At 32.3% G+C, this 26,845-nt stretch carries 25 protein-coding genes and 1 pseudogene; 6 read left to right on the top strand and 20 right to left on the bottom strand.

Annotated elements, in window-relative coordinates; translation table 11 throughout:
• Nucleotides 1–54: 54 nt before the first annotated feature.
• Nucleotides 55–531 carry a nucleoside deaminase gene (locus tag ABID96_RS09055; protein WP_192601718.1) on the top strand — a complete coding sequence of 159 codons (477 nt, stop codon included), beginning with the start codon at nt 55–57 and terminating at the stop codon, nt 529–531.
• A 58-nt stretch (nt 532–589) separates the two neighbouring features.
• Here the strand turns inward: ABID96_RS09055 and ABID96_RS09050 are convergent, their stop codons facing one another.
• The 3 genes and pseudogenes from ABID96_RS09050 to ABID96_RS09040 all read right to left on the bottom strand — a co-directional run bounded on the left by ABID96_RS09050 (nt 590) and on the right by ABID96_RS09040 (nt 4,019).
• Nucleotides 590–1,252, bottom strand: coding sequence for a flagellar brake protein (locus ABID96_RS09050; protein WP_192601717.1), 663 nt, complete (start codon nt 1,250–1,252; stop codon nt 590–592).
• Between the two features lie 84 nt (nt 1,253–1,336).
• Nucleotides 1,337–1,759, bottom strand: coding sequence for a YkvA family protein (locus tag ABID96_RS09045; protein ID WP_087998188.1), 423 nt, complete (start codon nt 1,757–1,759; stop codon nt 1,337–1,339).
• A 635-nt stretch (nt 1,760–2,394) separates the two neighbouring features.
• A pseudogene (locus ABID96_RS09040) lies at nt 2,395–4,019 on the bottom strand (ABC-F family ATP-binding cassette domain-containing protein).
• Between the two features lie 196 nt (nt 4,020–4,215).
• On the opposite strand from ABID96_RS09040, the gene ABID96_RS09035 reads away from it, so the two are divergent.
• On the top strand, nt 4,216–5,403 hold the full coding sequence (locus tag ABID96_RS09035) for an alanyl-tRNA editing protein (protein WP_192601716.1): 1,188 nt from the start codon (nt 4,216–4,218) through the stop codon (nt 5,401–5,403).
• Between the two features lie 257 nt (nt 5,404–5,660).
• Complete coding sequence (locus ABID96_RS09030) at nt 5,661–6,890, top strand: MFS transporter (RefSeq protein WP_192601715.1); 1,230 nt, start codon at nt 5,661–5,663, stop codon at nt 6,888–6,890.
• 44 nt (nt 6,891–6,934) lie between these two features.
• On the opposite strand, the gene ABID96_RS09025 is transcribed toward ABID96_RS09030, so the two are convergent.
• The 7 genes from ABID96_RS09025 to msrA all read right to left on the bottom strand — a co-directional run bounded on the left by ABID96_RS09025 (nt 6,935) and on the right by msrA (nt 11,293).
• Nucleotides 6,935–7,234 carry a hypothetical protein gene (locus ABID96_RS09025; RefSeq protein WP_192601714.1) on the bottom strand — a complete coding sequence of 100 codons (300 nt, stop codon included), beginning with the start codon at nt 7,232–7,234 and terminating at the stop codon, nt 6,935–6,937.
• A 240-nt stretch (nt 7,235–7,474) separates the two neighbouring features.
• Entirely contained in the window at nt 7,475–7,732 is a 258-nt protein-coding gene (locus tag ABID96_RS09020; protein ID WP_087998193.1) for a DUF1294 domain-containing protein, read from the bottom strand.
• Between the two features lie 23 nt (nt 7,733–7,755).
• Nucleotides 7,756–8,232 carry a Cys-tRNA(Pro) deacylase gene (ybaK, locus tag ABID96_RS09015; RefSeq protein WP_192601713.1) on the bottom strand — a complete coding sequence of 159 codons (477 nt, stop codon included), beginning with the start codon at nt 8,230–8,232 and terminating at the stop codon, nt 7,756–7,758.
• Between the two features lie 40 nt (nt 8,233–8,272).
• The gene (locus ABID96_RS09010) at nt 8,273–8,785 is read right to left on the bottom strand and encodes an EamA family transporter (protein WP_377896815.1); all 513 of its coding nucleotides are present in this window, start codon (nt 8,783–8,785) and stop codon (nt 8,273–8,275) included.
• The gene (gene rarD / locus ABID96_RS09005) at nt 8,670–9,200 is read right to left on the bottom strand and encodes an EamA family transporter RarD (protein WP_377897051.1); all 531 of its coding nucleotides are present in this window, start codon (nt 9,198–9,200) and stop codon (nt 8,670–8,672) included. Before rarD ends, ABID96_RS09010 begins: the two co-directional genes overlap by 116 nt.
• Before the next feature lie 35 nt (nt 9,201–9,235).
• Nucleotides 9,236–10,696, bottom strand: coding sequence for an MDR family MFS transporter (locus ABID96_RS09000; protein ID WP_192601711.1), 1,461 nt, complete (start codon nt 10,694–10,696; stop codon nt 9,236–9,238).
• Between the two features lie 78 nt (nt 10,697–10,774).
• Complete coding sequence (msrA, locus tag ABID96_RS08995; protein WP_192601710.1) at nt 10,775–11,293, bottom strand: peptide-methionine (S)-S-oxide reductase MsrA; 519 nt, start codon at nt 11,291–11,293, stop codon at nt 10,775–10,777.
• A gap of 304 nt (nt 11,294–11,597) precedes the next feature.
• Here msrA and ABID96_RS08990 point away from each other — a divergent pair, with 304 nt between their 5' ends.
• A complete protein-coding gene (locus ABID96_RS08990; RefSeq protein ID WP_377896814.1) occupies nt 11,598–12,125 on the top strand; it encodes a GNAT family N-acetyltransferase in 528 nt (175 codons plus the stop codon).
• A gap of 63 nt (nt 12,126–12,188) precedes the next feature.
• On the opposite strand, the gene ABID96_RS08985 is transcribed toward ABID96_RS08990, so the two are convergent.
• The 6 genes from ABID96_RS08985 to ABID96_RS08960 form a co-directional block, all read right to left on the bottom strand.
• Nucleotides 12,189–12,782: a YdeI/OmpD-associated family protein gene (locus ABID96_RS08985; protein ID WP_192601709.1), complete on the bottom strand. Its 594-nt coding sequence runs from the start codon at nt 12,780–12,782 to the stop codon at nt 12,189–12,191.
• 283 nt (nt 12,783–13,065) lie between these two features.
• A complete protein-coding gene (locus tag ABID96_RS08980) occupies nt 13,066–14,778 on the bottom strand; it encodes an FTR1 family iron permease (RefSeq protein WP_192601708.1) in 1,713 nt (570 codons plus the stop codon).
• A gap of 9 nt (nt 14,779–14,787) precedes the next feature.
• Nucleotides 14,788–16,038, bottom strand: a complete 1,251-nt coding sequence (gene efeB, locus ABID96_RS08975; RefSeq protein WP_192601707.1) for an iron uptake transporter deferrochelatase/peroxidase subunit — start codon at nt 16,036–16,038, stop codon at nt 14,788–14,790.
• Nucleotide 16,039: 1 nt separating this feature from the next.
• Nucleotides 16,040–16,888 (bottom strand): iron uptake system protein EfeO, encoded by an 849-nt coding sequence (gene efeO / locus ABID96_RS08970; protein ID WP_087998600.1) that lies wholly within the window; start codon nt 16,886–16,888, stop codon nt 16,040–16,042.
• A gap of 130 nt (nt 16,889–17,018) precedes the next feature.
• The gene (locus ABID96_RS08965; protein WP_483300772.1) at nt 17,019–18,350 is read right to left on the bottom strand and encodes a D-arabinono-1,4-lactone oxidase; all 1,332 of its coding nucleotides are present in this window, start codon (nt 18,348–18,350) and stop codon (nt 17,019–17,021) included.
• A gap of 324 nt (nt 18,351–18,674) precedes the next feature.
• Nucleotides 18,675–20,948 (bottom strand): AAA domain-containing protein, encoded by a 2,274-nt coding sequence (locus ABID96_RS08960; protein WP_192601705.1) that lies wholly within the window; start codon nt 20,946–20,948, stop codon nt 18,675–18,677.
• 199 nt (nt 20,949–21,147) lie between these two features.
• On the opposite strand from ABID96_RS08960, the gene ABID96_RS08955 reads away from it, so the two are divergent.
• Complete coding sequence (locus ABID96_RS08955) at nt 21,148–22,125, top strand: NAD(P)H-quinone oxidoreductase (protein ID WP_192601704.1); 978 nt, start codon at nt 21,148–21,150, stop codon at nt 22,123–22,125.
• Nucleotides 22,126–22,194: 69 nt separating this feature from the next.
• Complete coding sequence (locus ABID96_RS08950; protein ID WP_192601703.1) at nt 22,195–22,896, top strand: DUF554 domain-containing protein; 702 nt, start codon at nt 22,195–22,197, stop codon at nt 22,894–22,896.
• Between the two features lie 119 nt (nt 22,897–23,015).
• Here ABID96_RS08950 and ABID96_RS08945 read toward each other — a convergent pair whose 3' ends face one another.
• The 4 genes from ABID96_RS08945 to gabT all read right to left on the bottom strand — a co-directional run bounded on the left by ABID96_RS08945 (nt 23,016) and on the right by gabT (nt 26,824).
• Nucleotides 23,016–23,519, bottom strand: a complete 504-nt coding sequence (locus ABID96_RS08945; protein WP_192601702.1) for a GNAT family N-acetyltransferase — start codon at nt 23,517–23,519, stop codon at nt 23,016–23,018.
• A 14-nt stretch (nt 23,520–23,533) separates the two neighbouring features.
• Nucleotides 23,534–23,848 (bottom strand): hypothetical protein, encoded by a 315-nt coding sequence (locus ABID96_RS08940; protein WP_192601701.1) that lies wholly within the window; start codon nt 23,846–23,848, stop codon nt 23,534–23,536.
• Nucleotides 23,849–24,033: 185 nt separating this feature from the next.
• A complete protein-coding gene (locus ABID96_RS08935; protein ID WP_192601700.1) occupies nt 24,034–25,458 on the bottom strand; it encodes an aldehyde dehydrogenase family protein in 1,425 nt (474 codons plus the stop codon).
• A 1-nt stretch (nt 25,459) separates the two neighbouring features.
• Nucleotides 25,460–26,824 carry a 4-aminobutyrate--2-oxoglutarate transaminase gene (gene gabT / locus ABID96_RS08930; protein WP_192601699.1) on the bottom strand — a complete coding sequence of 455 codons (1,365 nt, stop codon included), beginning with the start codon at nt 26,822–26,824 and terminating at the stop codon, nt 25,460–25,462.
• Between the last annotated feature and the right edge of the window lie 21 nt (nt 26,825–26,845).

Below are 26,845 nucleotides of genomic sequence, written 5' to 3'. Positions count from 1 at the left end.
ACTTTTTAGTTCATAAAATGATTAAACATTTGACTATGAACGGTGGTGTTGTGAATGAAACACACTGATTGGATAAAACTTAGCGTAAGACTTGCTTATGAAAATTTATTAAATAAAAATGGTGGGCCTTTTGGAGCAATAATTGTCAAAGATGGTAAAATTATTGGAGCTGGCGTAAACAGTGTGACAACCTTAAATGATCCAACTGCTCATGCTGAGGTGCAAGCAATTAGAGATGCCTGTTTAAATATCAAAACCTTTACGCTAAAGGATTCTGTTTTATACACTAGTTGTGAACCATGTCCCATGTGTCTTAGTGCAGCATATTGGTCTAGAATCTCTAAAATTTATTATTTTTTCACAAAAAAAGAGGCAGCTGCAATCGGTTTTGATGATGCACATATTTATAATGAATTATCCTTACCATATGAAGATCGCTCAATTCCGAGTGAACAAATATTCATTCCGGTAAATGATAAGGAAAATCCATTTATCGTGTGGATTAACGATGAAAATCGTACAAATTATTAATTTATATGAGTTTATCCTCATTAAGAAAAGGTTGTCAATATGACAACCTTTTCGTTTATTAATCGTATTTCAATGATTGTATTTGTAATCGTTGTTGTTCCATCGTGTATTTTACAATTTTTTGTCTATCTTGACTAGTCAATTTACCATACATTAATGAAATTAACTGCATTTCATTTGATTCTGCCTCATGTATTCTTACAATTGTTGATTCAACTTTAACTTCTTCGTTTAAGGAATTTTCGAATTGTAAATTCATTAATAAGACAACATTCTGGTTTACTTTTAATGGAATTGACTTTGGAATATGAATCGCAACCCCTCCAGCACTGATGTCCTGTGATAAAGATTTTATTGGTGTAAACTCTTCTTCAATTGGAAGTACTGTGATTTCAGTTGTAGATGGTATGCGAAAGAATCTTCTTCTTTGCTCTTTTACCAATTCATTTTCATTCGGTTTATTAAAAACCATTACAGGAACAGTTTCATGTAAAGATTGGATATATGTTAAGTTACAGGTATAAAGTTCTAATCTTTTAGTTAGAAATAAAATTTTAAACTTTGAATTTCTCGTAAATATAGCATTTCTACCTGTCATTTCATTAATTGGTATATCTAAATGAAGCTGTTGGTCAAGTATATCTACAAGTCTTGATTTATAATATATTATTTGATCATCGATCTTTTCTTCGATAAAGACCGTATCTCCTATTGATAGCACGCTATACATCCTTCCTTAGAAAAAAATTTACTAAATGGTTATATAACGTTTATCGACATAATTTATTAATTATTAATAAAATGATCAATCTTCTTTATCAAGTAGTTCATTTTCCTCTTGTTTTTTATTTTTCCAAATTTTAAATTTCTCAATGTCAGTGTTTAATTGTTTAAATGTGAAGGCTAGAATTGTTGCATCATCCAAAAGTCCCAATCCAACCAGAAAATCGGGCATAGCGTCAATCGGGCTTACAAAATAAAGTAAAGCGGCTATAACTGTTAATATTGACTTAGTAGAAATATCTCTATAGCTACCGTTAATATAGGCTTTAAATAAATCGATAAATAAAATGACTTTTTCCCAAGCATCACCTAGTGCACCCTTTTTCTTTGGTGCTAATTTCATTGCTTTTTTTAGTAAATCAGACGACTTTTCTTTATTTCCAAGATAGGAAGAGGCATTTTTGAGATATTTTTGAAAAAATTTGTTTTTATCTTCATTTGTCATAGTTACTCCTCCTTTTTGTTATAGTTTATCAAATCGTAAAAGAAGTGAAAAGTAGTAAACAATTCATTCTCTAATAAGCCTTAAATATGAGAATTTGTTGATTTCCACTTCAGGATGCTCGCTTTCCATGGGGCTGGCGCTGAGCCTCCTCGGCGCATTCACGCCTGTGGGATATCAGCTGTCCCGCAACTCCCATAGGAGTCGAGCATCCTTCCGTTTCAATCTTTGTGAGTAAATAAGTGTATTCTAAGTGAAATCTTATTAATACTGCCTGTTTTAAATAAACTATAATGCTTAATATTAAAAAGATACTTTTTTATACCTTGTCTCAACAACCCTTATATTAAAAAATCGATGGATCATCCCTTGTCTTTGGGCACATGCCTCGCAAGTACTTCTTTACCTTTCCGTTTAATACTATAAACAAATATACAGTCTTACACTCAATAAAGTACTAATTCTAACTTACTGACATATGAAATTGACTTCCCGAAAAATGTTTATCTCGATTTAATTAATAATTAACTTGGTGTTTTCATTATAAAAACAAAAGGACCAAATCATAAGTGACTTGGTCCTTTAACTACTGTACCCTTTAACTGAATCTATAAAGAAAGAGATCAATAGTATTAATATTATTTTTTATATAATGATTCTACTTGTTTTTGTAATTCTGTGTTCTCTAAGAATTCATCGTATGTGCATTCTTTGTCAACTAAGCCGTTTGGTGTTACTTCGATGATGCGGTTAGCGATTGTTTGAATGAACTGGTGGTCATGTGATGTGAATAAAGCAGTTCCTTTAAATGCAATTAATCCATCATTTAGAGCTGTGATTGATTCAAGGTCTAAATGGTTTGTTGGATCATCTAGTACTAGTACATTTGCTCCACTTAGCATCATTTTTGATAACATACAACGAACTTTTTCTCCCCCAGAAAGAACTGAAGCTTTTTTCATTACTTCTTCTCCAGAGAATAACATACGACCTAAGAAGCCACGTAGGAAGCTTTCAGATTCGTCTCTTGAGGTGAAAATTGTCGTAACCATTCAATTAGGTTAAGTTCACTATTTTGGAAGAACTCCGAGTTATCTTTTGGGAAGAACGCCTGTGAAGTTGTAATACCCCATTTAAATGAACCTGTGTCTGGCTCCATTTCACCCATTAATATTTTAAATAGTGTCGTAATTGCAACGTCATTTTTACCGACAAAAGCAATTTTATCGCCTTTATTTACAGTAAAACGAACATTATCAAGAACTTTTTCACCGTCAATTGTTTTAGAAATTCCTTCAACCGTTAATAAATCATTACCTACTTCTCTTTCAGGTGTAAAACCAACGAAAGGATAACGACGAGATGACGGACGAATATCATCAAGTGTAATTTTATCTAAAAGTTTTTTACGTGAAGTAGCTTGTTTTGCTTTTGATGCATTTGAACTAAATCGTGCAATAAAGCTTTGAAGTTCTTTAATTTTTTCTTCTTTCTTTTTGTTAGCGTCACCCATTAATCTCTGAGCTAATTGGCTTGACTCGTACCAGAAATCATAGTTACCAACATAAAGTTGAACTTTACCAAAATCAAGGTCAGCCATATGAGTACAAACTTGATTTAAGAAATGACGGTCATGTGATACAACAATAACAGTATTTTCAAAATTGATTAAGAAATTTTCTAACCATTGTACAGCTTTTAAATCTAAGTTATTCGTAGGCTCATCTAATAAAAGAATATCTGGTTGTCCAAAAAGCGCTTGAGCAAGTAATACTTTTACTTTTTCGCCTGCTTGTAATTCACTCATTTTTTTATCATGAAGTGCTTCCGTGATCCCTAAGCCTTTTAATAAAATAGCAGCTTCGGATTCTGCTTCCCAACCATTTAATTCTGCGAATTCACCTTCAAGTTCTGCCGCTTTCATGCCATCTTCTTCGGTAAAATCTTCTTTCATATAAATAGCATCTTTTTCCTTCATGACCTCATACAGACGAGTATGACCCATAATAACAGTTTGAAGTACTTCAAATTCTTCATATTCGAATTGGTTCTGTTTCAAAACTGCTAAACGCTCACCTGGCGTTATAATTACATCACCTGTTGATGGTTCGATATCTCCTGATAAGATTTTAATTAGCGTAGATTTACCTGCACCATTTGCACCGATTAATCCGTAACAATTTCCCGGTGTAAATTTTATATTAACGTCATCAAATAATTTTCTGTCCGCAAAACGCAAACTAACATTACTAAGTGTAATCATTGTTTTCCTCCAACTCTCTTTTGCTCTACTCTTAACAATACCATATTTTTTAGTAAAATTAAAACCTTTCTATCAGACTTACTTGTTATACGGTGAAAAGTTTAAATATTCTGAAACTAATTTTTATAGTAAATATTTTTGTTTTTCACAAACACTCTATATAATAATCTTAAAGTAAAAATAACGAGGTAAGATTATGGCACAAAAACTATATTATGAACAGTCCACATTGAAAGAATGGACAACTTCCATCGTTGATATACAAGAAATAGATGGACTTTACCATATTAAATTAGAAGATTCTGCATTTTACCCTGAAAGTGGTGGTCAACCATCTGATTCTGGGACAATTGACGGAATAGAATTAATCGAATGTATTGATCATGACACTCAAGTCGTTCACGTTTTAAGAGAAAAGCCGAAAAACGATACAGTGAAATGTATCATTGATTGGGATAGAAGACTTGATCATATGCAACACCATAGTGGCCAGCATCTTCTATCTGCTGCGATTATAGAATTGTATGATATTCCAACGATCAGTTTCCATCTTGGTAAAGATACGGTCACAATCGATTTGGATACACCTAGTCTGACATCAAATCAATTAATCCAGATTGAGCTAGCAGTTTACCAAAAAATTATCCAAAATAACGAGATTAAAACATATTTCGTCAAAAAGGATCAACTACATACCCTTAACCTACGAAAATTACCAAAGGTAAATGATGAGGATATACGAATTGTAGAAATAACAGGTACTGATGTTTCAGCTTGCTGTGGTACACATGTCAAACAAACAGGTGAAATTGGTTTGCTAAAGTTGATGAAAACTGAAAAAGTCAGACAAGCTACCCGCCTTCATTTTAAATGTGGGAATCGTGCACTTGAAGAATTTCAAAAAACAAATCAAATAGTATCAAGCATCAATCAATTATTTAATACAAATTCAGAGCAAATAAAAGATAAAATTGAACAAACCATTTCCGAATTAAGGGAAGCTCAAAAAGAAATTGATCGTCTAAAAGCGTTAATTTTTGATTCGATCTCTAACGAATGTTTAGTAAACGCTAAAAATGGGATTATATTTCAATCATTTACTGAAGAAGACATGAAGGATTTACAATTACTAACAAAAATAATTCAAAACAAACTGCCTTCGATTATTATTTTTACAAGTTTAAAAGACAATAGACTATTATTTTTGAATCAAACAGGCAGTGATTTACATTGTGGGAATGTCATTAAAACTATCCTTTCTCAAATCGATGGCAAAGGTGGAGGAAATGCACAGCAAGCACAAGCTACATTTGATTCTTCTTCTAAATTAAAAGAAGCAACTAATTTACTGTTACATAATCTCGAATATGAGATAGAAGAATAAAAGCCTTTATAATGAATACCCGGGAATCTATACTAAAAACGAATTTTTCTCTACTACTTAGGTAGGTGTACTACTCAAAATAAACGTTTTTTATCAGTGTGAAAATCAAATTTTGTACTACACAACACACAGTTATTGAAGCCAAAAAGGCTTCTTTTTTTAAAAAAATTTTAATTTTTTTAATAGTTTTTTTATCCTTTATTTGAGATAATAGCTAAAGTCTTAGAAATATTCTTAGAAAAAGAGGTTTTTTATAAATGTGGAGAAACCGTAACGTTTGGATTGTTCTAATCGGAGAATTTGGAGCTGGAATCGGATTATGGGTTGGAATAATTGGGAATCTTGATTTTATGCAACAGCATGTCCCTTCCGATTTCTTTAAATCTCTTATTCTCTTTTTTGGATTACTTGCAGGTGTAATTGTTGGTCCATTAGCTGGTCGATTAATTGATCAATATTCAAAGAAAAAAATATTATTAATTAGTGGACTTGGTCGAACATTAAGTACAATCATCATGTTTATTGCAATTCATTATGAAAATATTATTTTTATGGTTTTATTTTTAGTATGTTTACAAATATCGGCGGCATTTTATTTTCCAGCGCTTCAAGCGGTTATTCCACTTATTGTGAAAGAAGATCAATTGTTATCCTTAAATGGGATACATATGAATATTTCAACAATTGCTCGAATTGCCGGCACTTCAATTGGTGGCATTTTAGTTGTCGCAACAAGTTTAACGAATGTTTATGGAATTAGTATGCTAGCTTATGCATTTCTTTTTATTATGACTTTCTTCTTGCGATTTGAAGAACAATCGAAGGTTCAAGTATCATCAGATGTAAAAGTAAATAATCCGAAACAAAAAGAAGGCTTTACAGAAATCTTCCGTTTAATCCGAAGTACACCAGGTGTTTTAAATTTAATTATATTAAATATTATCCCTCTTTTATTTATTGGCGGATTTAATTTAATGGTAATTGAGATCAGTGATTTACAACATAATGATTCTATAAAAGGACTTATTTATACATTTGAAGGTATATCGTTTATGCTCGGTGCATTTATCATTAAACGATTAACTAAGAAGTTCTCAAATACAGGGTTATTATATTTTTTCACAACAATGGTGGCAATTGCTCATTTAACACTATTTTTTGCAAATATTCACTGGATGCCAATTGTTTCATTTTCACTTTTCGGATTAGCAGTTGGATGTTTCTTCCCTGTTTCATCTACCCTATTCCAAACATCAATTGACAAGACATATCATGGTAGACTTTTTTCATTTAGAAGTATGTATGAACGAGTTATGTTTCAAGTTGTATTATTAAGCACTGGACTGTTTTTAGATACAATTGGACTACGATATATGGTACTAATATTTGGTGCTGTCTCATTGATGATTATCAGTAAATTATATGTAAATGAGAAAAAATACAAACAAGCAGAAGCATTAAAAGACACACAAAATATATCAGTCTAATAAAAAAGATGAATACTGTCATAAGTATTCATCTTTTTCTAATTTTAATATCCATAAGCTTTTAAAAACTCATTTACACTTGAAAATAAAGAGACTACTTCCCAACTTTTTTCAAACTCATACGCAGTACAAATTTCTCCAGTTAACTGGTTGATAAATATGACATCATCAGTTTCATCTTCGAACCCAATGATTAACCAATTTTCATCCCATTTCACTTTTCTACTTAAATCTTTCACCGCTTCATCTACGTTTTCTTCATTTATAAAGTAGATTGTCATATTCTCATTTGAAACTTCATTAACACCAAGTCCATTTAATCTTGCAAACCATTCTTTTTTCATTTCATTTCCCCACTTCCAATAAAGAAAGCCTGTAATCAAAGAAATGATAACAGGCACTCTTTTTTACTGTTGAGCTTTATTTTTTTTAGATTCAGCTAAATTTGACTTATCCTCATAATTAGGTTGTTTTTGCCCAGCATTATTTGTTCTGCCGCCTTTTCCACGTCCCATTACTATCGCCTCCTTACTAATTGTTATAAAAATATTTTGTACAATTAATAGGAGACTATCCGAAAGAAATTAGAAAAAGAAGAAGTACAAAACACATTGGATAAATAAAATAATCCAGTATCCAAAGACAAATTTTGGATGCTTTGTTTTATGACGAAAATAGTACATGGCTAAAATCGATCCGATTGATCCACCGATAATCGCTAATAAAAACAAGATCCGTTCAGGAATTCTCCAAAGTTTTCGTCGTGCACGGTATTTATCGATACCCATTACTGTATAAGATAGTATATTTACAATGATTAAATAACAATAAAAATAGTTCATTTTTAGATCCCTCAAAACTTCAGTCATTTTGCAACTTTTGCTAGTTTGCTTCGAGTTGTTTGTATTAAATCATTCACATTCAGTTGAAGTTGTATACCTATCTTTCCACCACTAACAATAATCTCACTTAATTGGTCCGCAGATTGTTCAATAATCGTTGGAAATTGCTTTTTCATTCCGATTGGAGAACATCCTCCACGAACATATCCGGTGTTGGTTAGCAAATCTTTTACTGGTAATAATTCCAGCTTTTTTTCTCCCGCTACTTTTGCCGCTAATTTTAAATCTAACTCTTTTTCTACCGGAATGACAAATACATAAATTGATTTAGACGGCGTAATAGACACTAATGTTTTATACACCATTTCTGGTTCTTTCCCAATTTTATTTGCAACAGATACGCCATCAATCTTTCCATCAGTTATTTCGTATGAAAAAGTTTGATATTGTACTTTTTTTGAATCTAATATTCTCATTGCATTCGTTTTAGTTCCAGACATTGGTACTCCTTTCAATGCATTCAAACGCATAAAACAAGCTTTATGCTGACATCGATTGTTTTTTGTTTTGCTTTTTAAATTTTTGCTCAATAGATTTCATAAATGGCGTATTTGAAATAGAGAAGAATAAACATGCTACCCATATAAATGAAAATGAAATCATATCAGTACTAGTAAAGCTTTCACCGTATAATAATACACCAATTAACAAGCTAATTGTAGGCGAGATAAACTGTAAGAAACCTACATAAGTGTATGGAATTAATTCTGTTGCTTTTCCAAAAAATAATAAAGGTAAAATTGTTACGAAACCTGCACCGACCAATAGTAATTGCTCAATTGGAGCACTCTTAATGAATCCTGCATCTCCATTTGCCGATAAGAATATGAAATAAATAAGTGCTACCGGGAAAATTAATAAAGTTTCAATTGTTAAACTAAAAAATGCTTCTATTTTTAATATTTTCTTTAAAAGTCCGTAAAAAGCAAACGTTAAAGATAAACAGATCGCGATGATTGGCAATGTACCAGAAGTGATCGTTAAATACCCCACCCACACCGATTGTTGCGAGACAAACTGAAAAAATTTGCCAAAACGACAATTTTTCTTTTAACACAATTACGCCAAGTATAATACTAACTAAAGGATTAATATAGTACCCTAAGCTAGCATCTAAAATATGATTTGAGTTTACTGCCCAAATATAAAGTAACCAATTTGTACTGATTAACAATGAAACCAAAATCATTGAAAATAAGACTTTTTTATTTCCAATTACTTGTTTCCAAGTTTCTTTAAATTCTGTTCCTTTTCTAATTAAAAATATAAAAATCAATAACGTTACAAATGACCACATGATTCGGTGTGTTAATATTTCAAAAGGTGCAATATCCTGCACAAGCTTCCAATAAATTGGTAGGATGCCCCATAAGACATAGGCAAATACGCCATATAATATCCCTTTCATGGTTGAGTTCATAATTTCCCAGCTTTCTTTATTTATTATTGAGCCACTTCAACTTTCTTTTCTTCGGAATGCATTTTAGGTAAAAATAATACAAAAATAAATGTGAGTACACTAAAAATTGCCATTAAAAGGGTAATTGTTTGAAATCCTGCAGTAACTGCATTTTTAATAGAATCTGATACTACATGTTCTCCAGATTGACTATGTGCACCCAAAACTAATTTTTGCCCATTTAAAATGCTAGAAGCCTTTAGGGTAAAAATTGTCCCTAAGATCGCGACTGTAATTGTCTGACTAAATGTATTCAGAAACGAATTTGCACCAATTGCAATTCCTCTTTGGTTTGTTTCAACAGCAGAAGAAATGATGATCATATAAATTGGAAATGATAACCCAAAACCTAATCCTAGAAAGGCATTACATACATAAACAAAAAATTCTACACTATGCAGTCCATATAAACCTAAAGAACCAATCATACAAAAGAAAGTACCAAATAAAATGATTTGTTTTGCTGACAGCTGTTTAATCAGTCGTCCAGACAAGAATGAGCCAATTGTCCAGGAAAAAGATAATGGTATTAACATTAAACCAGACTCTGTGGCACTTTTTCCAAATACACTTTGATTATATACTGGTAAATACACTTCGATTCCAATTAGTAATGCATGTGCAACAAACATCGCAGCATATGTGACGACTAAATTTTGAATCTTAAATAGTGATAAAGGTAATAACGGTTCAATTGCTTTCGTTTCAACATAAAGGAAAAGTACAAAGAAAATAATGGCAATACTAAATAGAAATATTAGATTAGGAGAACTCCAATCCCCCTGCTCTCCCCCTACTACTAAAGCATATAAAACAGATAATGTACTGATGATAAATAAAATTGTACCTAAGTAATCAATCGAAATTCTTTTTGTTTGTTCAACTTTTTGATGATAGAATTTCCACAATATATAAGTAGACAATATACCAAATGGAATATTAATAAAGAAGATAAATCGCCATGATATAAAATCTACAAAAAAGCCACCAACTAAAGGTCCTATTACACTTGATACAGCCCATACAGCACTAATAAATCCTTGAACCTTAGCACGCTCTTGATATGGATATAGATCGCCAATTACTGTCATTGTAAGTGGTAATGCTGCCCCAGCACCTATTCCTTGAATAGCTCTAAACGTTATTAACTGACCCATATTCTGTGCAAAACCACATAAAATTGAACCTAACACGAACATTAGTATTCCGAAAATTAATAAATTTTTACGGCCATATAAGTCAGATAACTTCCCATAAATTGGGGTTGTTACAGTCATAGCCAACATATAGGCTGCAAAAATCCAACTCATTAAATTGACACCTGAAAGATCTGACGTAATTGTAGGAGTAGCAGTCGTAATGATTGTGCCTTCAATTGCCGCTAACGTTACCGCTACCAATAATCCAACAGTAACATACTTTCTATTCGTCTGTTTTAATTCCATAATTGCTATCTCCTTTCAATTTTTTCAAATGAATATTCTTAAAATAATAGAAGCCCAAATGAGCTTCTAATTTTCAAATTATTTCCAATTTTCGTTAATGAACTCATCTCTACCAGACATCGCACGATCTTCTTTATAGTGCTTTGGATTTTTCTTATGATAATCTTGGTGATATTCCTCAGCCTCATAAAATGTTGATGCTTGTAAAATTTCTGTTACGATCGGCTTTTTAAAACGTGAACCTGCAATTAGCTCTTCCTTTGAAGCTGTAGCTTCTGCAAGTTGAGATTCATTATGAACAAAAATTGCTGCTCGATATTGAGGACCTCGATCTTGGAACTGACCATCTGCATCTGTTGGATCAATTTGTGGCCAAAATAGATCTAATAATTTCTGATAAGGAAATACTTCATCTTCAAACGTAATTTGAACTACTTCATAGTGTCCAGTACTACCTTTTTTAACTTCTTCATATGTTGGATTTTCTAAGTGTCCTCCCATATACCCCGATACAATACCGTGTATGCCAGGTAGGTCTTCAAATGGTGTTACCATACACCAGAAACAACCACCTGCAAATGTTGCTTTTTGTAGCATTTGTATATCCTCCTTCAAACGATTTAGTTTGCATAATATTTTTATGTATAACTACATTTTTTCTTATACTTTATCATATCGCTTTTAATATTTATTTTAAATATTTTAGCTCAAATTTGGTAAATTTTTAATGTTCATACTTATAGTTAGATAAACTTCATACTAGATCATGTTTCAATCAACATAAAACTCAGAATTTATTTATGTTTCTAAATCAATTTTTTATGATTTTAAAACAAAAGAAGGTTATATTCCCTTCCTGTTGAATGTTAGATTAACAACTGTTTTGAAAGGATGAAAATCATTGTCTGAAAACAAGCTACAAAAATCAATTATTCGCACAGCTCGTATCGAGGATTCAGCTGCGCTATTAGATATTCAACGAGAAGTTGTTGCTGAAGGCCAATATTTTATTTCGGTATCTGAAGAATTTAATAAAACTGTAGAAGAACAACAAGAATGGGTTAAAAATACGCTGGAAAATGAAAGAGAAACTTTGTTAGTAGCCGAAGTAAATGGTGAGATCATTGGATGGATTTGTTTCAACACACAAAATCGAAAACGTTTATCACACACTGGTTCATTAGGAATTATGGTAAAAAAAGATATGCGAAACGCAGGGATTGGAAGATTATTATTAGAAGAATTACTAATATGGGCTAAGAAGAATCCATTTATTGAAAAAGTTAGTTTAGCGGTGTTTGCTACAAATACAAGAGCTATTACATTATATAAAAGTTTGGGGTTTGTTGAAGAAGGACGTAAAGTGAAAGAATATAAAATAAATGATCATGAATATTTGGATGATATTTTGATGTGTATATTCGTTTAATCAACATGAAAGGACCTAAAAAGGTCCCTTCATTTTTGTTAATTTATCAAAGGTTCTAGCAACCTAATCTTTTAAACCTTTTCCATCAAGGATTTGCGGTATATATTTTTCTACTCTTGATACTCTTGTTTTAGATTGTTTGGGTGCAGCAAAATAAAGAAGATATGCTCTCTGACGGCCAGGCGTTAATTCTTCAAAAGCAGTTTTCAATTCAGGCATTTCATCTAATTTCACTTGAAATTCTTCAGGAACTATGTATTCCGTATTTTTTTTAAACTCGACTTCCAATCCAGATTTCTCAACTTCTATGGCTTCATAAATATATGCTTTCAAGATTTCTTCCATATCAATTATTTGTTGAACATTGGTGAATCTAATTTGGCGAGCCGACTGTACATTCTCCGTTTGTTGAATTAAAATCCCCTTTTCATCCTTTAATAAGGCACCTTTATGAAATAAAAGCGCACAATACTCTTTAAATCCATGTATTAACACTATATTTTTATCTTCAAATGTGTAGCAAGGATGCATCCACTTAAATTCTTCTGTCAGATTACAATCAAGAACGATTCTTCTCAAATTTTCAAATTCTTCTTGCCAATTTTTGGCCTTACTTAAAAATGCATCTACTTTTGGATGTAATTTTCTTTCTGTCATAAAACACCTCTCATTAATTCTTCTATCAATTTTAATAATTACTTAACTATACCTCAACTCTTGGATTTTGGATTTCTACAAACATTGTTTCCAACATGTTATCTATCAAAATATCCTTATCTAATCTTTTTAAGAATTGTTTCTACTTTTGAATTTTACTATACCTATTTTTATTATTCTACACGTATTCATGGTAGTTTTTGTAAAATTATAAATAAAAAAATGGCAACCAATATTCATTAGCTGCCATTTTCTTATGTTGTTCTCATCAAATTAGAACCTACTATGCTGAAATCGATTGTTTTTTACTAACGATCTTTGTTCCAACAAACAACCAGATCACAAATAGTAATAACATGATTTGTGGAATTGCACTTTCAAATGAAGGGTAAATCCCTATTTTTGGTATAGTTGGAAGTTTTGTAGACATGTGGTTTGGTAAGTAACCAATCCCTTGTAGTGCATGAATACTTTGTCCAATAAATTTAAACGTTAAATAGTAAATACATAAACTTGCAATTAAGAAAAATGGTTTTAGTGGTATTAGTTTACTTCCTTTCAATAGGATGAAACCGATTATACTTAGAATCAATATACCACCAGCAAATCCAATAAATAATTCTTTCATTGAGATTGATGAACTCATCCCTATGTAGAATACTACAGTCTCTGCGCCTTCTCTAAATACTGCAAAAAATGATAGTAAACTAATTGATAGAATTCCACCGCCAGCTAAAGCAGCTTGCGCCTTTTCTTTCATTGTTTTTCCATACTCTTTTTGATTTGATTGTTTATGCAACCAAAGTCCAACTGTTAACATGAAGACAACGGCAATTAAACCGGAAACACCTTCAATTAATTGATTACTGATACCCGCGGAAATTTTAGATAATAAGAACTGGAATAATGCACCCGCAACTAAGCTTGCAAGAACCCCAAAGGCTCCACCAATGAAGATCCATTTACGAGCAGCGACTTGATTATTTTTTGAAACTAGTGCAAGTAACGCAGATATAATAATCAACGCCTCTAAGCCTTCACGAAAAACAATTGTACCAGCATCAAACATTGAGTACGAATTTTTCTCAGTAGCCATATTTAAGTTTGTCTGAATCTGTTTTAATGTTTTCATCGTTTGATTAGAGTTTGGTTTGTCGGATATTTGTGATAAAGCGATTGTTGTATCATTTTCAATTTGTTTGTACAGTTCCATTGAATTAGCTTGAACAACAACCTCTACATAAGGCCAATCCTGAACGAACTCTGTAAATGCATTTTGTGCTTTTTTTGTTTCATCTGAATTGATATACTCAATCGTTTGATCAATTATTCCAATTGCTTTCTCGATACTTACCTCTTTATTTGAATCAGTTGTTGGATGATTTAAAACATCAATTAATTTTGTTAAGCTACTTGTTACTTTCTTACTGTCCTGCTCAGATGAAAATAAAGCAGATCTAGTCGTGATCATATTTGCTTCAATTGCACCGTAGAAACCAGCATTCGCTTTTCTTAAATCATTCTCAATTTTATACCATTCAACCTCGAATAATTTATATTGTTTTTTTGCTTCTACCCAATTTGAATCAGTTGAATAAGACTGCACTTTTTCAAGATGGAATGTTAGTTTCTTTATATCAATTTGAGATAAATCTTTCGTTACATTCGTATTTTTTATCCAATTTTCGGTCTCAAAAGCAATTTCACGGATATCTTCATTAATAGCTGTGATATCATTACTTTCTAAATCTTCAAGAGCATGATTTACAAGCTTATTTAATTGATCGGTTTTCTTTTCATTTTCAATTAAACTTTTGATCGATTGTAAATCTGCTTTCACTTTATCTTTTTCCCCGTTCTTAACTTCAGTTAAGGAATTCCCAATATGTGAAAGTACTTGTTCTTGGACATCTGTTTCAGCAAATGTTTTCTGAATTGGACTATTCATAAAAAAGATAAATAGTAAAGTTATGAAAAGCGTTGTTATTTTCTTCATTGTTGTCACCTAGATTAAACCTTCTCCGATATAGCTGCCTTTCTTTACACCACCAAAACATGCAAAGACAGCACTTCCATTATGTTCAATATATTCATTTAATAAGTCCATTTTCGCTAATTTTTCTTGTAAAGGTATGAATTGCTTCTCAATATCTTGTTGGAAACTAACAAATAATAATCCTGCATCTAGTTTTCCTGTTTGAATATCTAATCCATCAGTATAAGAATAAGATCTTCTTAAGATTTTCACTTTACCATTCCCTCTAGCTAAGGCAACATGAGAATCTGCGGGAATCATTAAATTACCATTTGAATCTTTTTTCTTTACATTCAATTCTGCAAATTCGTCCTTTTCGCCAAGTGGTGCACCAGATTGACGATGACGTCCAAACGTTGCTTCTTGGTCATTTAAAGTACTACGATCCCATTCCTCAACACGAATACGAATTCTACGTGCCACTAAATAAGATCCACCAGCTAACCATGTTGGTGTATTATCATTTTGAATCCAAACATGCTTATTCATTTCATCTTTATCTTTCGTATTTGGATTTGCAGTACCATCTTTAAAGCCCATTAAATTTCTTGGAGTGCTTCCAGATGGATCCGAACCCTGTGAACGTTGAAATCCATGTTGCATCCATTTTAAAGATACAATGCCGCGGCCAATTCGAATTAAATTACGAAGGCCATGAAATGCAACTTGTTGATCATTCGCACAAACTTGAACAGCAATATCTCCACCATTCCACTCTTCTCTTAAATCGTCTCCTGGGAAATGTGGCAAATCTTTTAATTGGCTTGGGCGTTTTGATTGTATTGATAATTTATCGAAGAAACTAGGTCCTACACCAAATGTGAAAGTCAGTTTCATCGGTTGAAGTCCAATTGCTTCTCCAGTATCTGCTGGAGGTGATGACAGTACATCTGAATCTCCAATCTCTTTTCCTTCACTAAGTGTAGCTGCCGCTTCTGTCCATTTTTTAAATAAAGTCTTTATCTCATTTTTTGATGTCGTTTCTAGTTGAAATGATGCTAAGTACATAAAGTCTTGAGCAGGCGTCGTAATCCCTTGTTGGTGCTCACCATAAAATGGAAGAAGTTCACTTGCATCCACCTTATTTGGTGTAAAGAAATTTGTAACTTTATCAGTTGCAGCCACTATTCCAGTTGCACCAATTAATAATCCCGCCCCACCTACACCTATTAACTTAAGTGCATCACGTCTTGAAACTTTATTCGTTTCTAAATTTGACATATTAGTTTACTCCTAATGTTGAGCCAACTTGAGAGATTGGTTCAGCAAGCGCATCAACTTGTTGTGCTAATTTTTTCACTTCATCTTCTTTTAACTTCGTGTAATCGATATATTGTTCACCATTTTTATATGAATCCAATGATGTCATTAATTCTTTAAAGCGGTCATCAATAGTAGTCGCTAACTCAGCATCTTTTTCCTTTAATTTAGGTAAAACTAATTCAATTACTTTATGTGAGCCTTCTACGTTTGCTGCAAAATCAGCTAAGTCTGTATGTGAATAGCGTTCTTCCTCACCAGTAACTTTTGAAGAAGAAACTTCATTTAATAATTCTACAGGGCCTGTCACAAATAGAACTGGATCAATTTCAACTGTTTCTACTTTCGCACGTAAATAATTAGCATCGGTCATTAATTGCTTCGTATATTTTTCTAGACCTTTTGTTGTTTTATCTACCCATAATACTTGTTCAATTTTATGGAAACCAGTCCACTCTTCAGCTGGTACATCACCTTCACGAGCATCAATTTTTGGATCTAAATCACCAAAAGATTCTGCAACTGGCTCTATTCTTTCAAAATAAGATCTGCTAATTGGATATAAACGTTTTGCTTCTTCTATATCACCTGCATTGATTGCATTAACGAATAGTTGAGTTGATTTTACGAATTCTTCTGTTTGTGAAACGACAAAGTCACGATAACTATTAATCTCAGTATCTAGCTTTACTTTTTCTACAACATTTTTATCCTTTTGAACTTTACTAGTTTCTTCAGTTTTTTGTGAGCACCCTGCTACCATAAGGCTTGTTGCAATTGAAAGTGCGATCAAAGTTGTTTGCTTCTTCATCATTTTTTTCCTCCAAAATGAATCATACTCTTTATGATTTTATAAATGTATTGAAAACCATTATCATCTAACATCATATTATAAGTGATAATAATTTTCAATGAAAATTTCATTAAAAAATGACAGAAAGTCAAAACCTCCTGTCATTAATACATGATCCTATATTAAATAACTTCCCTAAATATGCATTTACAAATACGTTTTTTTGATCTAGTTTACTTCTAATTTCAAGGAATTGCGATAAATGAGGGTATAACTTCTCCAATTGTACTAATGTCATGTTATGCATTTTTCCCCAGTGTGGACGTCCACCATAGCTTTGAAGAATTTCTTCAATTCGATAGAAATAATCCTGATGTGGCATTCCTTTATACATATGAATGGCAATATAAGCAGAGTCACGTGCTGATGCAGGACTAATCATAAAATGATCTGCTTTCACAAATCTACATTCAATTGGAAAATGTACATTGAATTTATTTTTTATAATTTCTTCTTGAATCTCTTTCGTTGCATCAACCATATGGACCTTTGGAATACTGTATTCCATTTCATTAAATTTTACATTTCGAACTGTAGAAAATAGTTGAAAACTAGGTCCTATCATTCTAGAATTTGGTACACTCTTGGCACTTAATCTACTAATCATCCTACTAGTTTTAGGAATATTTCTACTAATTTCACTTAAAAACCAAAATGCTTTATTTTCAATGGTTGCTACTTTCCATTTTTCGAACTTAAAAGAATAATTCTTTGTTCTAGTTTCATTCATCAGTTTTACTTGTATATTTTTTGAGTAAGGAAACATATAAAATTCAAAATGCTCATTTTCATTCTTCATTTCTTCAATGCGATGATATAAATCTACTGTTTGAATTTTTTTACTTTCATAACGATATGTAGTAGCAGGTTTAATTCTAATTTTCATTTTTACTACAATCCCAAGTAAACCTAGTGAAACACCGATTGCTTTATATAGATCTATATTCTTTATTTTCGAACAAACTAACACTTCACCATTAGGTAAAACAACCGTTAATTCTTCAATTTGTGTGGCTAAAATTCCATGCTGTACACCAGTACCATGTGTACCTGTTAATAATGCTCCAGCAATAGATTGAACATTAATATCGCCTAAATTTTCCTGGGCAAAACCAGACTCGTATAATTCTTGCCCAAGTCTTTCTAGTTTTGTTCCTGCCCATACTTCAGCAATTTGTTTTTCTATATCTATTGAAATGACACCTTGTAATTGGTCAAGAGAGACGAGGAAATCAGTTGTTGATATTAGCGGGGTAAAGGAGTGACGTGAACCTACTACTCTTATTTTCTTATTTTCTATATTTGCTTTTTTTACGATCGCTACAACTTCTTCGATTGAAGTTGGTGTAAAAATATGTTGTGGATTAAACTTCACACTACCAGACCAATTTTGCCAATAACTGCTTTTCATAGGAAACACCCCTTATCTCCTTTGTATGTTGTAAAAATAGTCGATGATTTGGTTTTGGCAAATCACTGTTAATTGTGAAAATCATTAAATGTTTTAAAACTTGTACTAATCTCATAGATTTAATAGCTACTAGAATTTCCTTCGATTTGACTACTTAGCAATTTAATTTGTATAAGTACATCAAATCCAAGTAAAGAGCACGTATAGACAAGTTTCGCAAAGACAGTCCGTTCGAGTATATATACACCAATCCCGATGCAATTTTTTACTAATTTATGCTAAAAATCAATGTAAAAGAATAAAAAAATTACATGGAGTACAATCCATGTAATGTTAATAATCTATAAATCCTTTTAATGTTCTTATTGTATTGGGACTATTTAATCTAGCAGTAAATATAGACTGATTCATCGTATGGTGACAGTAAGGGTGTCCATACCAAAGGATTTCATTATCTATAATAATGAGTGGTTGAACAAATTCTTTATGGATAAATTTCCAATTTTTTTGGTTTTCATAGCTAGACTCACTAATGAAGGTGATCGGAACGTCAATTTCATTCAATAGTTTTCGAAATTCATTAGACATTGAAGACAAATTCGGCATTGATACAGTTAGATTTTTCTTGATATTTCGAAGATCATTTATAAATTCCTCGTTCCACTCAGATTGATCATTTGGAAAGAACCTCAATCTTTTTGAAATACTATGTGAAAAGACTTTTTTAAATTCATTTTTTTCTATTTTATATTCCTGCTCAATTTGATATTCAATCAATTTACGAACTGTTTTCTCAAGACTTGTCTTGTTCTTCATAAATGGAATATCTGTTATGTGAATAAATTTTCCTTTTGCCCTCGTTAATGCCACATTTATTAATCGATCACTATTTTGGTCCGTTAAGATATATCCTGGAGAATATTGTGGCTTTGTATCTACGGTATCAAATATGATTACATCACTTTCTGAACCTTGAAACCGATGAACTGTTGCAATTTGAATTGGCAAATCTTTATATTTTGTTTTCCTAATTGTATCTTTATGCAGTTCTGTTAATAGTTTTGATTGAGCTCTATACGGCGTTACAACGCCAATTGACTCAACTCCATCTATTATACTTGTGAGCATACATTGTGTGGCGATTATTGCTGAGCCTAAATTGTATCTAGAGTTAGTATTTGTATCTTTTAGAGCATATGTGTTGAAAAACTGCGCGTTCACTAAACAATTTGCTTTCATAGGAAATGGGCGATGTTTTGAAATCTCTTCCCTCTTTTTAACAGTTGGGTGATCAAATACTAAAGAATGGTAGATTTCTTTATTCGTAAATCCTGAAATATTCGGATGCATCCTTCTTTGTTTGTTCAGGAGAACTAGATTTTCTAAACTTTCCCCATTATTAATTTTTTGCACGATCCCCGCATGATGAAATAAATCTTCCTGAAGCCATTTTTTTACATATTGATTTTGATAACAAGTTGCAATTGGTGGTAATTGTTTGAAATCCCCACATACTACGATTCTCTTTCCTAATGTTGCTGCAAAGGCAATCTGTGGTGTATAAGCCATACTAATTTCATCAACAATGACCAAATCAAATTGTCGCAAATAGATTAAAGGGTCAATTGAACACTTTGATAATGTAGTACCTACTACCTTTGCTTGATCAATCAATTCTTTTTCTTTTTCACGAATCTCACCACGAAGCTTGTTCAGTTTATTTTGGATCTTACTTAACTCGTTTAAGTCACCTCTTGAAGCGACTCCTCTTTTCGCTTTTCTTATCATTGCTGATTTTCGATCGTCCAAATTTTCTAACTCTATTTGAACTGACTGATCCTCTACCTCTACAAGCTTAGATGAGAGAATATCATCATGTTGTAGGAGTACTTCATCCTTTGTATATCCATAACGGACAATATCTCCACTCTTCCATTTGGCAGTTTCTTCAAGCTGTGCAATCACATTTTTCATTAAAACATCAACAGCAGCATTTGAATGAGCAATGACTAGTACTGATTTATTCTTTTCATAATGCTTTAAAATCATATTCGTCAAATTATAGGATTTACCAGTACCTGGTGGCCCCCAAATATAGGTCGTTGCATTATAGAACGAACGATAAATACATTCCTTTTGAACCGAACTACCTTTTTTTAATTTTTCAAGATGCTTTGGCTTTGAATTTGCATTCATTAGTCTCATAATTCGTTTTTGTTTATCTCGATAATCTTTTATTTCATCAAGTCTTTCTATTAATTGATCTAGCAATTCCCAAGGTTCACTAAACAATTCTGCGTATGGAATGTTCGCCTTAAGATTTTCATTTATTTTTATTTCTAATTGCAACCCTTTACTAGAAAGGATTTCGCCTTGATAATCTTGGTTTTCAATTTTTATGCGGACTGGAGTTCCATCCGGAACAAACACCTCAGAATAGACAGTAAATAATACCACTGTACTTTGTCCTATATCATATAGCGGCGTACCTTTTGTTAATAAATGCCCTCTACCGCCATGAAATTTTAAGAAATTCCGCTCTGCCTCCAACGCGATTTGCCATTCTTTTATTAATTCTTTCACATCGTTAATATGTTTCACTTGCATATCTTTCACCTAATTTGTTTTAAATTCCAAAAGTATTTATTCGTAATTAAACAATCATACACTAGTTTTTCAAATAAATTAAATAAATTCTCTATCAATCATTTTCGTCAGATGATATTTTCTTGGAGTTTTTAAAATATTCTTTCTCCTCTATATGTTGTATGATGTATTCATCATTAAATAAAGGAAGGTTTTGACAATGAGAGCAGTTCAAGTAAATGTGGATTCAAAAGAATTATTTATTGGAAATGACATAAAGCCTACGACCCGTGATGATGAACTTCTCATTAAAGTTCATGCAACGGCCTTAAATAGAGCAGATATTCTTCAAAAATATGGAAAATACCCTGTTCCTCCAGGTGCTTCGCCAATATTAGGTTTAGAGATGGCAGGCATAATCGAAGAAATTGGAAAAAATGTAACGAACTGGAAAATTGGAGACAGAGTATGTGGTTTATTACCAGGAGGCGGTTATGCTGAGTATGTTTCTCTACCATCACAACTTGCTATTCCAATTCCAGACGATATGACTTTGGAAGAAGCAGCAGCCATTCCTGAAGTTTTTTTAACAGCATATTTAAATGTATTTGAACTTGGTCGATTAAAAGAAAAAGAAACAGTATTAATTCATGCTGGGGCCAGCGGTGTAGGAACTGCGGCAATTCAGCTTGCGAAAGAATTTGGTGCAAATTCAATCGTCACAGCAGGAACAAAGGAAAAATTAGATGCCTGTTTACAATTAGGAGCAAACCATGCCATTAATTATAAAAATCAAAATTTCCAAACAGAAATTGAAAAAATAACAAATGGTAAAGGTGTAGATTTAATTTTAGATTTCGTTGGCGCAGATTATTTCCATCAAAACATTCAATCATTAAATACGAATGGTCGGTTAATTCTAATCGGAACAATGAGTGGCTCAAAGATTAACGAATTCAATCTACTACCATTACTAATGAAAAGAATCTCTATAATCGGAAGTACACTTCGTTCACAAACACTTGATCAAAAAATTTATTTAACAAGTCAATTCAGTAAGCATGTCTTACCTTTCCTTGCATCTAAAAAAATAAAACCAGTTATTGATACAATTGTTAGTTGGAACGAAGTAAACGAGGCTCATAATCGAATGGAAAAAAATTTAAATATCGGCAAAATTGTCTTAAAAATTGATTAATAATAAAAATATGCTCTGTTTAATCTGTTAACAGAGCATAGGATAAAATAGAGATTAAAGGGGATTATCATGGTATTACTAGGTTCAATTGTGAATGCAACCGCAATTATTATTGGTTCATTACTAGGTTTATTTATTAAAAGAATTCCAGAACGGATGAAAAATTTAGTTACGCAATCAATTTCTCTTGTCATTATTGTGTTGGGGATCAGCCTCGCAATGAAAACCAATCAAGTATTAATCGTCATTTTCAGTTTAGCTTTAGGCGCTGTAGTTGGTGAGTGGCTTGATATTGAGGGGAAATTAGATAAACTAGGGCAATTTATTGAAAGTAAAGTAAAAACGAAAAATGAAGGTTCAATTTCTAAAGGTTTTGTAACTTCTACATTACTTTTCTGTGTTGGTGCGATGGCGATTTTAGGAGCACTTGATAGTGGACTTCGACACAATCATGAAATTCTATATACAAAATCCTTAATGGATGGATTTCTTTCCATCATTTTAACTTCTACTCTTGGCGTTGGTGTTTTATTTTCATTTTTACCGGTATTTTTATATCAAGGCTTCATCGCCATTTTTGCTTCATTTGTTCCTAATCTAGTAACACAGCATTTATTAAATGCCATTATTGCTGAAATTTCAGGGACTGGCGGCATCTTATTACTTGCACTAGGATTAAACTCTCTAGGTGTTATGAAAATAAAAATCGGTAATATGCTACCCTCAATTCTATTTGCATTACTATTTGTTTGTATCATTCAATACTTTTAATTTTCAAATAAATATTTAATAAAAAATACAATAGTCATTAAGAAAATATTAAAATAACAGAAAAAGTGAAGTAGATAATAGTAATCTACTTCACTTTTTTACTTAAAAACTAAATCTATTTATTTAATAACTTTTACCATATGATCTTCGTCGTAGAAAACACCATCTACAAAAATCGCTCTTTTTTCAACTCCAAAGCTCACAAAATCTAATGACTCATATAACTTTTTGGCAGGAATATTTGAAGAAATTACTGCTAATTCAATTTGTAAAATGTCTTCAATTAAAATCGCTTGATCAATTGCAAATTGAAGTAATTTTTTTCCTAAACCAGTTCCTCTTTGGCTAGGTGTAATATACATTCCCCAGATCGCGCCTTTATGCTTCATCTTTTCAGCTCGCTTTTGAAAAAAACCTACAACTCCTACAAGCTTACTATTTTCAAATGCTCCTATAATAAAGTTATCATCTGTTTTAGGAAAGTTCGCTTTATGTTGATCGTATGTCTTAGTTGTATACTCTACTAAACTTTCACCAAATGCTTCAGGCGATAATGTTAAACCTTCACTTCTTAATTCCATAAATTCATCTAGATTATCAATTGTTAATCTCTTGATTTCCATTTTTTATGCTCCTTTTAATATGGAATTTCACCTTTCAATATCGGAATTATTAGTATAATAATTGAAATAAAAAAAACTGCCCCAAAAAAGTATCCTCTTATTCTCTTCTTTAATTGTTCTGAATTCTTCCATATTAGTAATCTGATCAGTGATTCAAGCCCGTAGATCATAAAACTAACACTGAACCATATCACACTTATGTTTCCTAAAAATTGAACATCATTGATTGCATATAGTTGTCTAATGATTACATTCGTTGTTATTGATCCAGTGAGTAATGCTAAAAAAACTTCAAAGATTGTCCAATAGTAACCTTTCAACTGGTCCATTAAAATACCTATCCTCTCATCTAAACAATTTATTCCTTATTACTTTAAAGTATAAACATCTATACTCAATATAACATATAATTCAGAATGTTTTGGATATGTTTTCATTATTAAATTACTAAAAAATAAAAAGACATACCAATTTATATTGGTACGTCTTTACATAAACATTTCACATCATAAAATTACATTTTAATCGAGATTAATTTCATTTCAGTCATTTCTTGAATTGCATATTTAATGCCTTCTCTACCATATCCGCTTTCTTTCACTCCACCATATGGCATTAAATCAACTCGAAAAGTCGGTACATCATTAACGAGTACGCCACCTACATGCAATTTCTTTGTTGCATATAGTGCACGTTGTAGATTTTCAGTAAAGATTCCTGCTTGCAAACCATATCTACTATTATTTACTTCATCAATAGCTTCATCAAAGTCCTTAAACGAGTTAACTGTTACAACTGGACCGAATACTTCATTACAAGATACTTCACAAGTATTGCTCACGTTCGCTAAGATTGTTGGTGAATAAATTCGTTCACTGATCACGTTCCCACCTGTTATTAATCTAGCACCATCTTCTAATGAATTTTTCACCCATTGATCAATTCTAAAAACATCTTTCTTTGAAATTAATGCGCTGATATCAGTTTTTAAGTCAAGTGGAGAACCAACGATTAATTTTTCAACAGCTATTTTCATTTTACTTAGGAATTCTTCCGTAAGTGATTCGTGTACATAGATGCGCTGTAATGAAATACAAACCTGACCATTATAAATGAAGGCTCCCCATACGCAGCGATTGATTAATTCATCTGATAACTTTACGCCTTCGTCAATGATTAATGCAGAATTAGATCCTAGTTCAAGTGTAACTTTTTTTAAACCTGCTTTACTTTTTAATGAAATACCTACTTCAGGACTTCCCGTAAAAGTAATTGCTTTCACATCTGCATGTTTAACGAGTGCATCTCCAATTTCAGAACCTTTTCCAGTAACTAAATTAAATGCTCCTTTAGGTAAATCCGTTTGATCAAGCATTTCAGCTAATGCGTAAGCTGATAAAGGCGTTTGGCTTGCGGGTTTCAATACGATTGTATTTCCAGCTGCGATTGCAGGTCCTACCTTATGAGCAACTAAATTAAATGGGAAGTTAAACGGTGTTATCGCTCCAATTACGCCGATTGGTTCCCTAACAGTATATGTGATTCTTCCTTCTCCCCCAGCCACTGCATCTAAAGGTAAAGTTTCACCATATATTCTTTTCGCTTCCTCTGCTGCAATTTTATATGTTGCAATGGTTCGATCAATCTCTCCTAAAGCTGCTTTTAAAGGCTTTGCAGCTTCCAAGGCAAGAATCTCTGCTAATCTACTGCGGTTTGCTTTAAATTGCTCCACTAATTGCTCTAAAATCATACTTCGTTCAAATGCGGTCAGTTTTTCCATTTCATCTCTTGCGTTTTTGGCAGACATGATTGCTTCTTCTAATTGGTCCAAAGTTGCTAAAGGGATTTCAGCTAACAACACATCTGAGTGTGGTGTGATTAAATCGACATGATTGATTCCATCTATCCATTTACCATTTATATATAGTTTCTTCCTCAATTTATTTCACCTCGGTTTTATGCTTTCCAATCACTTGTTGTAAAGAAAATTTTAGTATGTCAAGACCTTCATTTAGCTCTTCATCAGAAATGATTAAAGGAGTTAAAAAACGAAGGACATTACTATGAACACCTGCACTTAATATGATTAATCCATTTTCATAACAAGTCTTTGTTAGAGCAGCTACCAGTTCTTTAGCTGGTTGACGAGTTATCGGATCAACAAACTCAATTCCTACCATTGCTCCAAGCCCTCGGACATCATATATAATTGGTAGTTCTTCTTTCAATTCGTTAAAGCACTTCTTAATTATCGTGCCAATCGTATTTGCTCTTTCCCAAAGTCTTTCTTTTTCAATTTGCTCAATCACCTCAAGTGCTGCAACACAACCTAATGGGCTTCCACCATATGTTCCACCAATTTCACCCGGCGACGGTGCGTCCATTATTTCAGAACGTCCAGTAACTGCACTAATCGGTACACCTGCAGCAATTGATTTAGACATTGTAATGAGATCAGGTTCTATTTCAAAATAGGTCGAAGCAAATAACTCACCAGTTCGCCCAAAACCAGTTTGAATTTCATCTGCAATAAATAAAATTCCATTTTTTTTACAGATATCATATATTTCTTTCACAAAACGTTTAGGTGGAACAATAAATCCACCCTCACCTTGAACAGGCTCCATGATCACAGCAGCAATTTCATCAGGTGATACCTCAGTTAAAAGAAAATCGTTAAATTGATGAATACAAAAATCAATATACTCTTCCTCAGTCAAACCATTTGGACGATTTGCTAAATAAGGAAATTGTGCTTTATATGTAGCCGGTGCAAATGGGCCCATTTTGTATTTATACGGTTTTACTTTACTTGTTAATGACATTCCTAATAATGTACGACCATGAAAACCTCTTGTAAATGAAACGATTCCGGAACGTCCTGTGTATTTTCTTGCAATTTTGACTGCATTTTCAACAGCTTCTGCCCCACTATTTAATAAAATCGTCTTTTTCGAAAAATGACCTGGTGTTATGTTAGAAAGTTTCTTCGCTAAATCAATATAAGGTTTATACATTCCAACATGAAAGCAAGAATGAATGAATTGATCAGCTTGTTGTTTTATCGCTTGTACCACAAGTTCTGGAGTATGGCCTACATTCAGAGTACCAATTGCACCTGCGAAATCTAATAATCTATTTCCATCAACATCTTCTATAATTGAACCATGAGCTTTTTCAACAAAAACGGGAGTATTATTACCAACACCATTTGGTACATATTGATTTCGTAATTCGATTAATTTGGCACCTTTTGGACCAGGTACGCCTGCTGAAACATTTGTAAATTTCCGATTGATGGCCATCTAACATTCTCCCTTCAATTT

This window comes from Gottfriedia sp. OAE603, from assembly GCF_040543965.1.
Classification (GTDB): domain Bacteria; phylum Bacillota; class Bacilli; order Bacillales; family Bacillaceae_G; genus Gottfriedia; species Gottfriedia solisilvae.
The sequence above is the reverse complement of the archived record's forward strand: the minus strand, read 5'-3'. Positions and strand labels throughout refer to the sequence as shown.

What these genes read in the sequence shown, in the direction of transcription:
- ABID96_RS09055 (WP_192601718.1), top strand. Translation starts at nt 55, where the DNA reads ATGAAACACACTGATTGGATAAAACTTAGCGTAAGACTTGCTTATGAA.
- ABID96_RS09045 (WP_087998188.1), bottom strand. Translation starts at nt 1,759, where the DNA reads ATGACAAATGAAGATAAAAACAAATTTTTTCAAAAATATCTCAAAAAT.
- ABID96_RS09035 (WP_192601716.1), top strand. Translation starts at nt 4,216, where the DNA reads ATGGCACAAAAACTATATTATGAACAGTCCACATTGAAAGAATGGACA.
- ABID96_RS09030 (WP_192601715.1), top strand. Translation starts at nt 5,661, where the DNA reads ATGTGGAGAAACCGTAACGTTTGGATTGTTCTAATCGGAGAATTTGGA.
- ABID96_RS09025 (WP_192601714.1), bottom strand. Translation starts at nt 7,234, where the DNA reads ATGAAAAAAGAATGGTTTGCAAGATTAAATGGACTTGGTGTTAATGAA.
- ABID96_RS09020 (WP_087998193.1), bottom strand. Translation starts at nt 7,732, where the DNA reads ATGAACTATTTTTATTGTTATTTAATCATTGTAAATATACTATCTTAT.
- ybaK (WP_192601713.1), bottom strand. Translation starts at nt 8,232, where the DNA reads ATGTCTGGAACTAAAACGAATGCAATGAGAATATTAGATTCAAAAAAA.
- rarD (WP_377897051.1), bottom strand. Translation starts at nt 9,200, where the DNA reads ATGAAAGGGATATTATATGGCGTATTTGCCTATGTCTTATGGGGCATC.
- ABID96_RS09000 (WP_192601711.1), bottom strand. Translation starts at nt 10,696, where the DNA reads ATGGAATTAAAACAGACGAATAGAAAGTATGTTACTGTTGGATTATTG.
- msrA (WP_192601710.1), bottom strand. Translation starts at nt 11,293, where the DNA reads ATGCTACAAAAAGCAACATTTGCAGGTGGTTGTTTCTGGTGTATGGTA.
- ABID96_RS08985 (WP_192601709.1), bottom strand. Translation starts at nt 12,782, where the DNA reads ATGACAGAAAGAAAATTACATCCAAAAGTAGATGCATTTTTAAGTAAG.
- ABID96_RS08980 (WP_192601708.1), bottom strand. Translation starts at nt 14,778, where the DNA reads ATGAAGAAAATAACAACGCTTTTCATAACTTTACTATTTATCTTTTTT.
- efeB (WP_192601707.1), bottom strand. Translation starts at nt 16,038, where the DNA reads ATGTCAAATTTAGAAACGAATAAAGTTTCAAGACGTGATGCACTTAAG.
- efeO (WP_087998600.1), bottom strand. Translation starts at nt 16,888, where the DNA reads ATGAAGAAGCAAACAACTTTGATCGCACTTTCAATTGCAACAAGCCTT.
- ABID96_RS08960 (WP_192601705.1), bottom strand. Translation starts at nt 20,948, where the DNA reads ATGCAAGTGAAACATATTAACGATGTGAAAGAATTAATAAAAGAATGG.
- ABID96_RS08955 (WP_192601704.1), top strand. Translation starts at nt 21,148, where the DNA reads ATGAGAGCAGTTCAAGTAAATGTGGATTCAAAAGAATTATTTATTGGA.
- ABID96_RS08950 (WP_192601703.1), top strand. Translation starts at nt 22,195, where the DNA reads ATGGTATTACTAGGTTCAATTGTGAATGCAACCGCAATTATTATTGGT.
- ABID96_RS08945 (WP_192601702.1), bottom strand. Translation starts at nt 23,519, where the DNA reads ATGGAAATCAAGAGATTAACAATTGATAATCTAGATGAATTTATGGAA.
- ABID96_RS08940 (WP_192601701.1), bottom strand. Translation starts at nt 23,848, where the DNA reads ATGGACCAGTTGAAAGGTTACTATTGGACAATCTTTGAAGTTTTTTTA.
- gabT (WP_192601699.1), bottom strand. Translation starts at nt 26,824, where the DNA reads ATGGCCATCAATCGGAAATTTACAAATGTTTCAGCAGGCGTACCTGGT.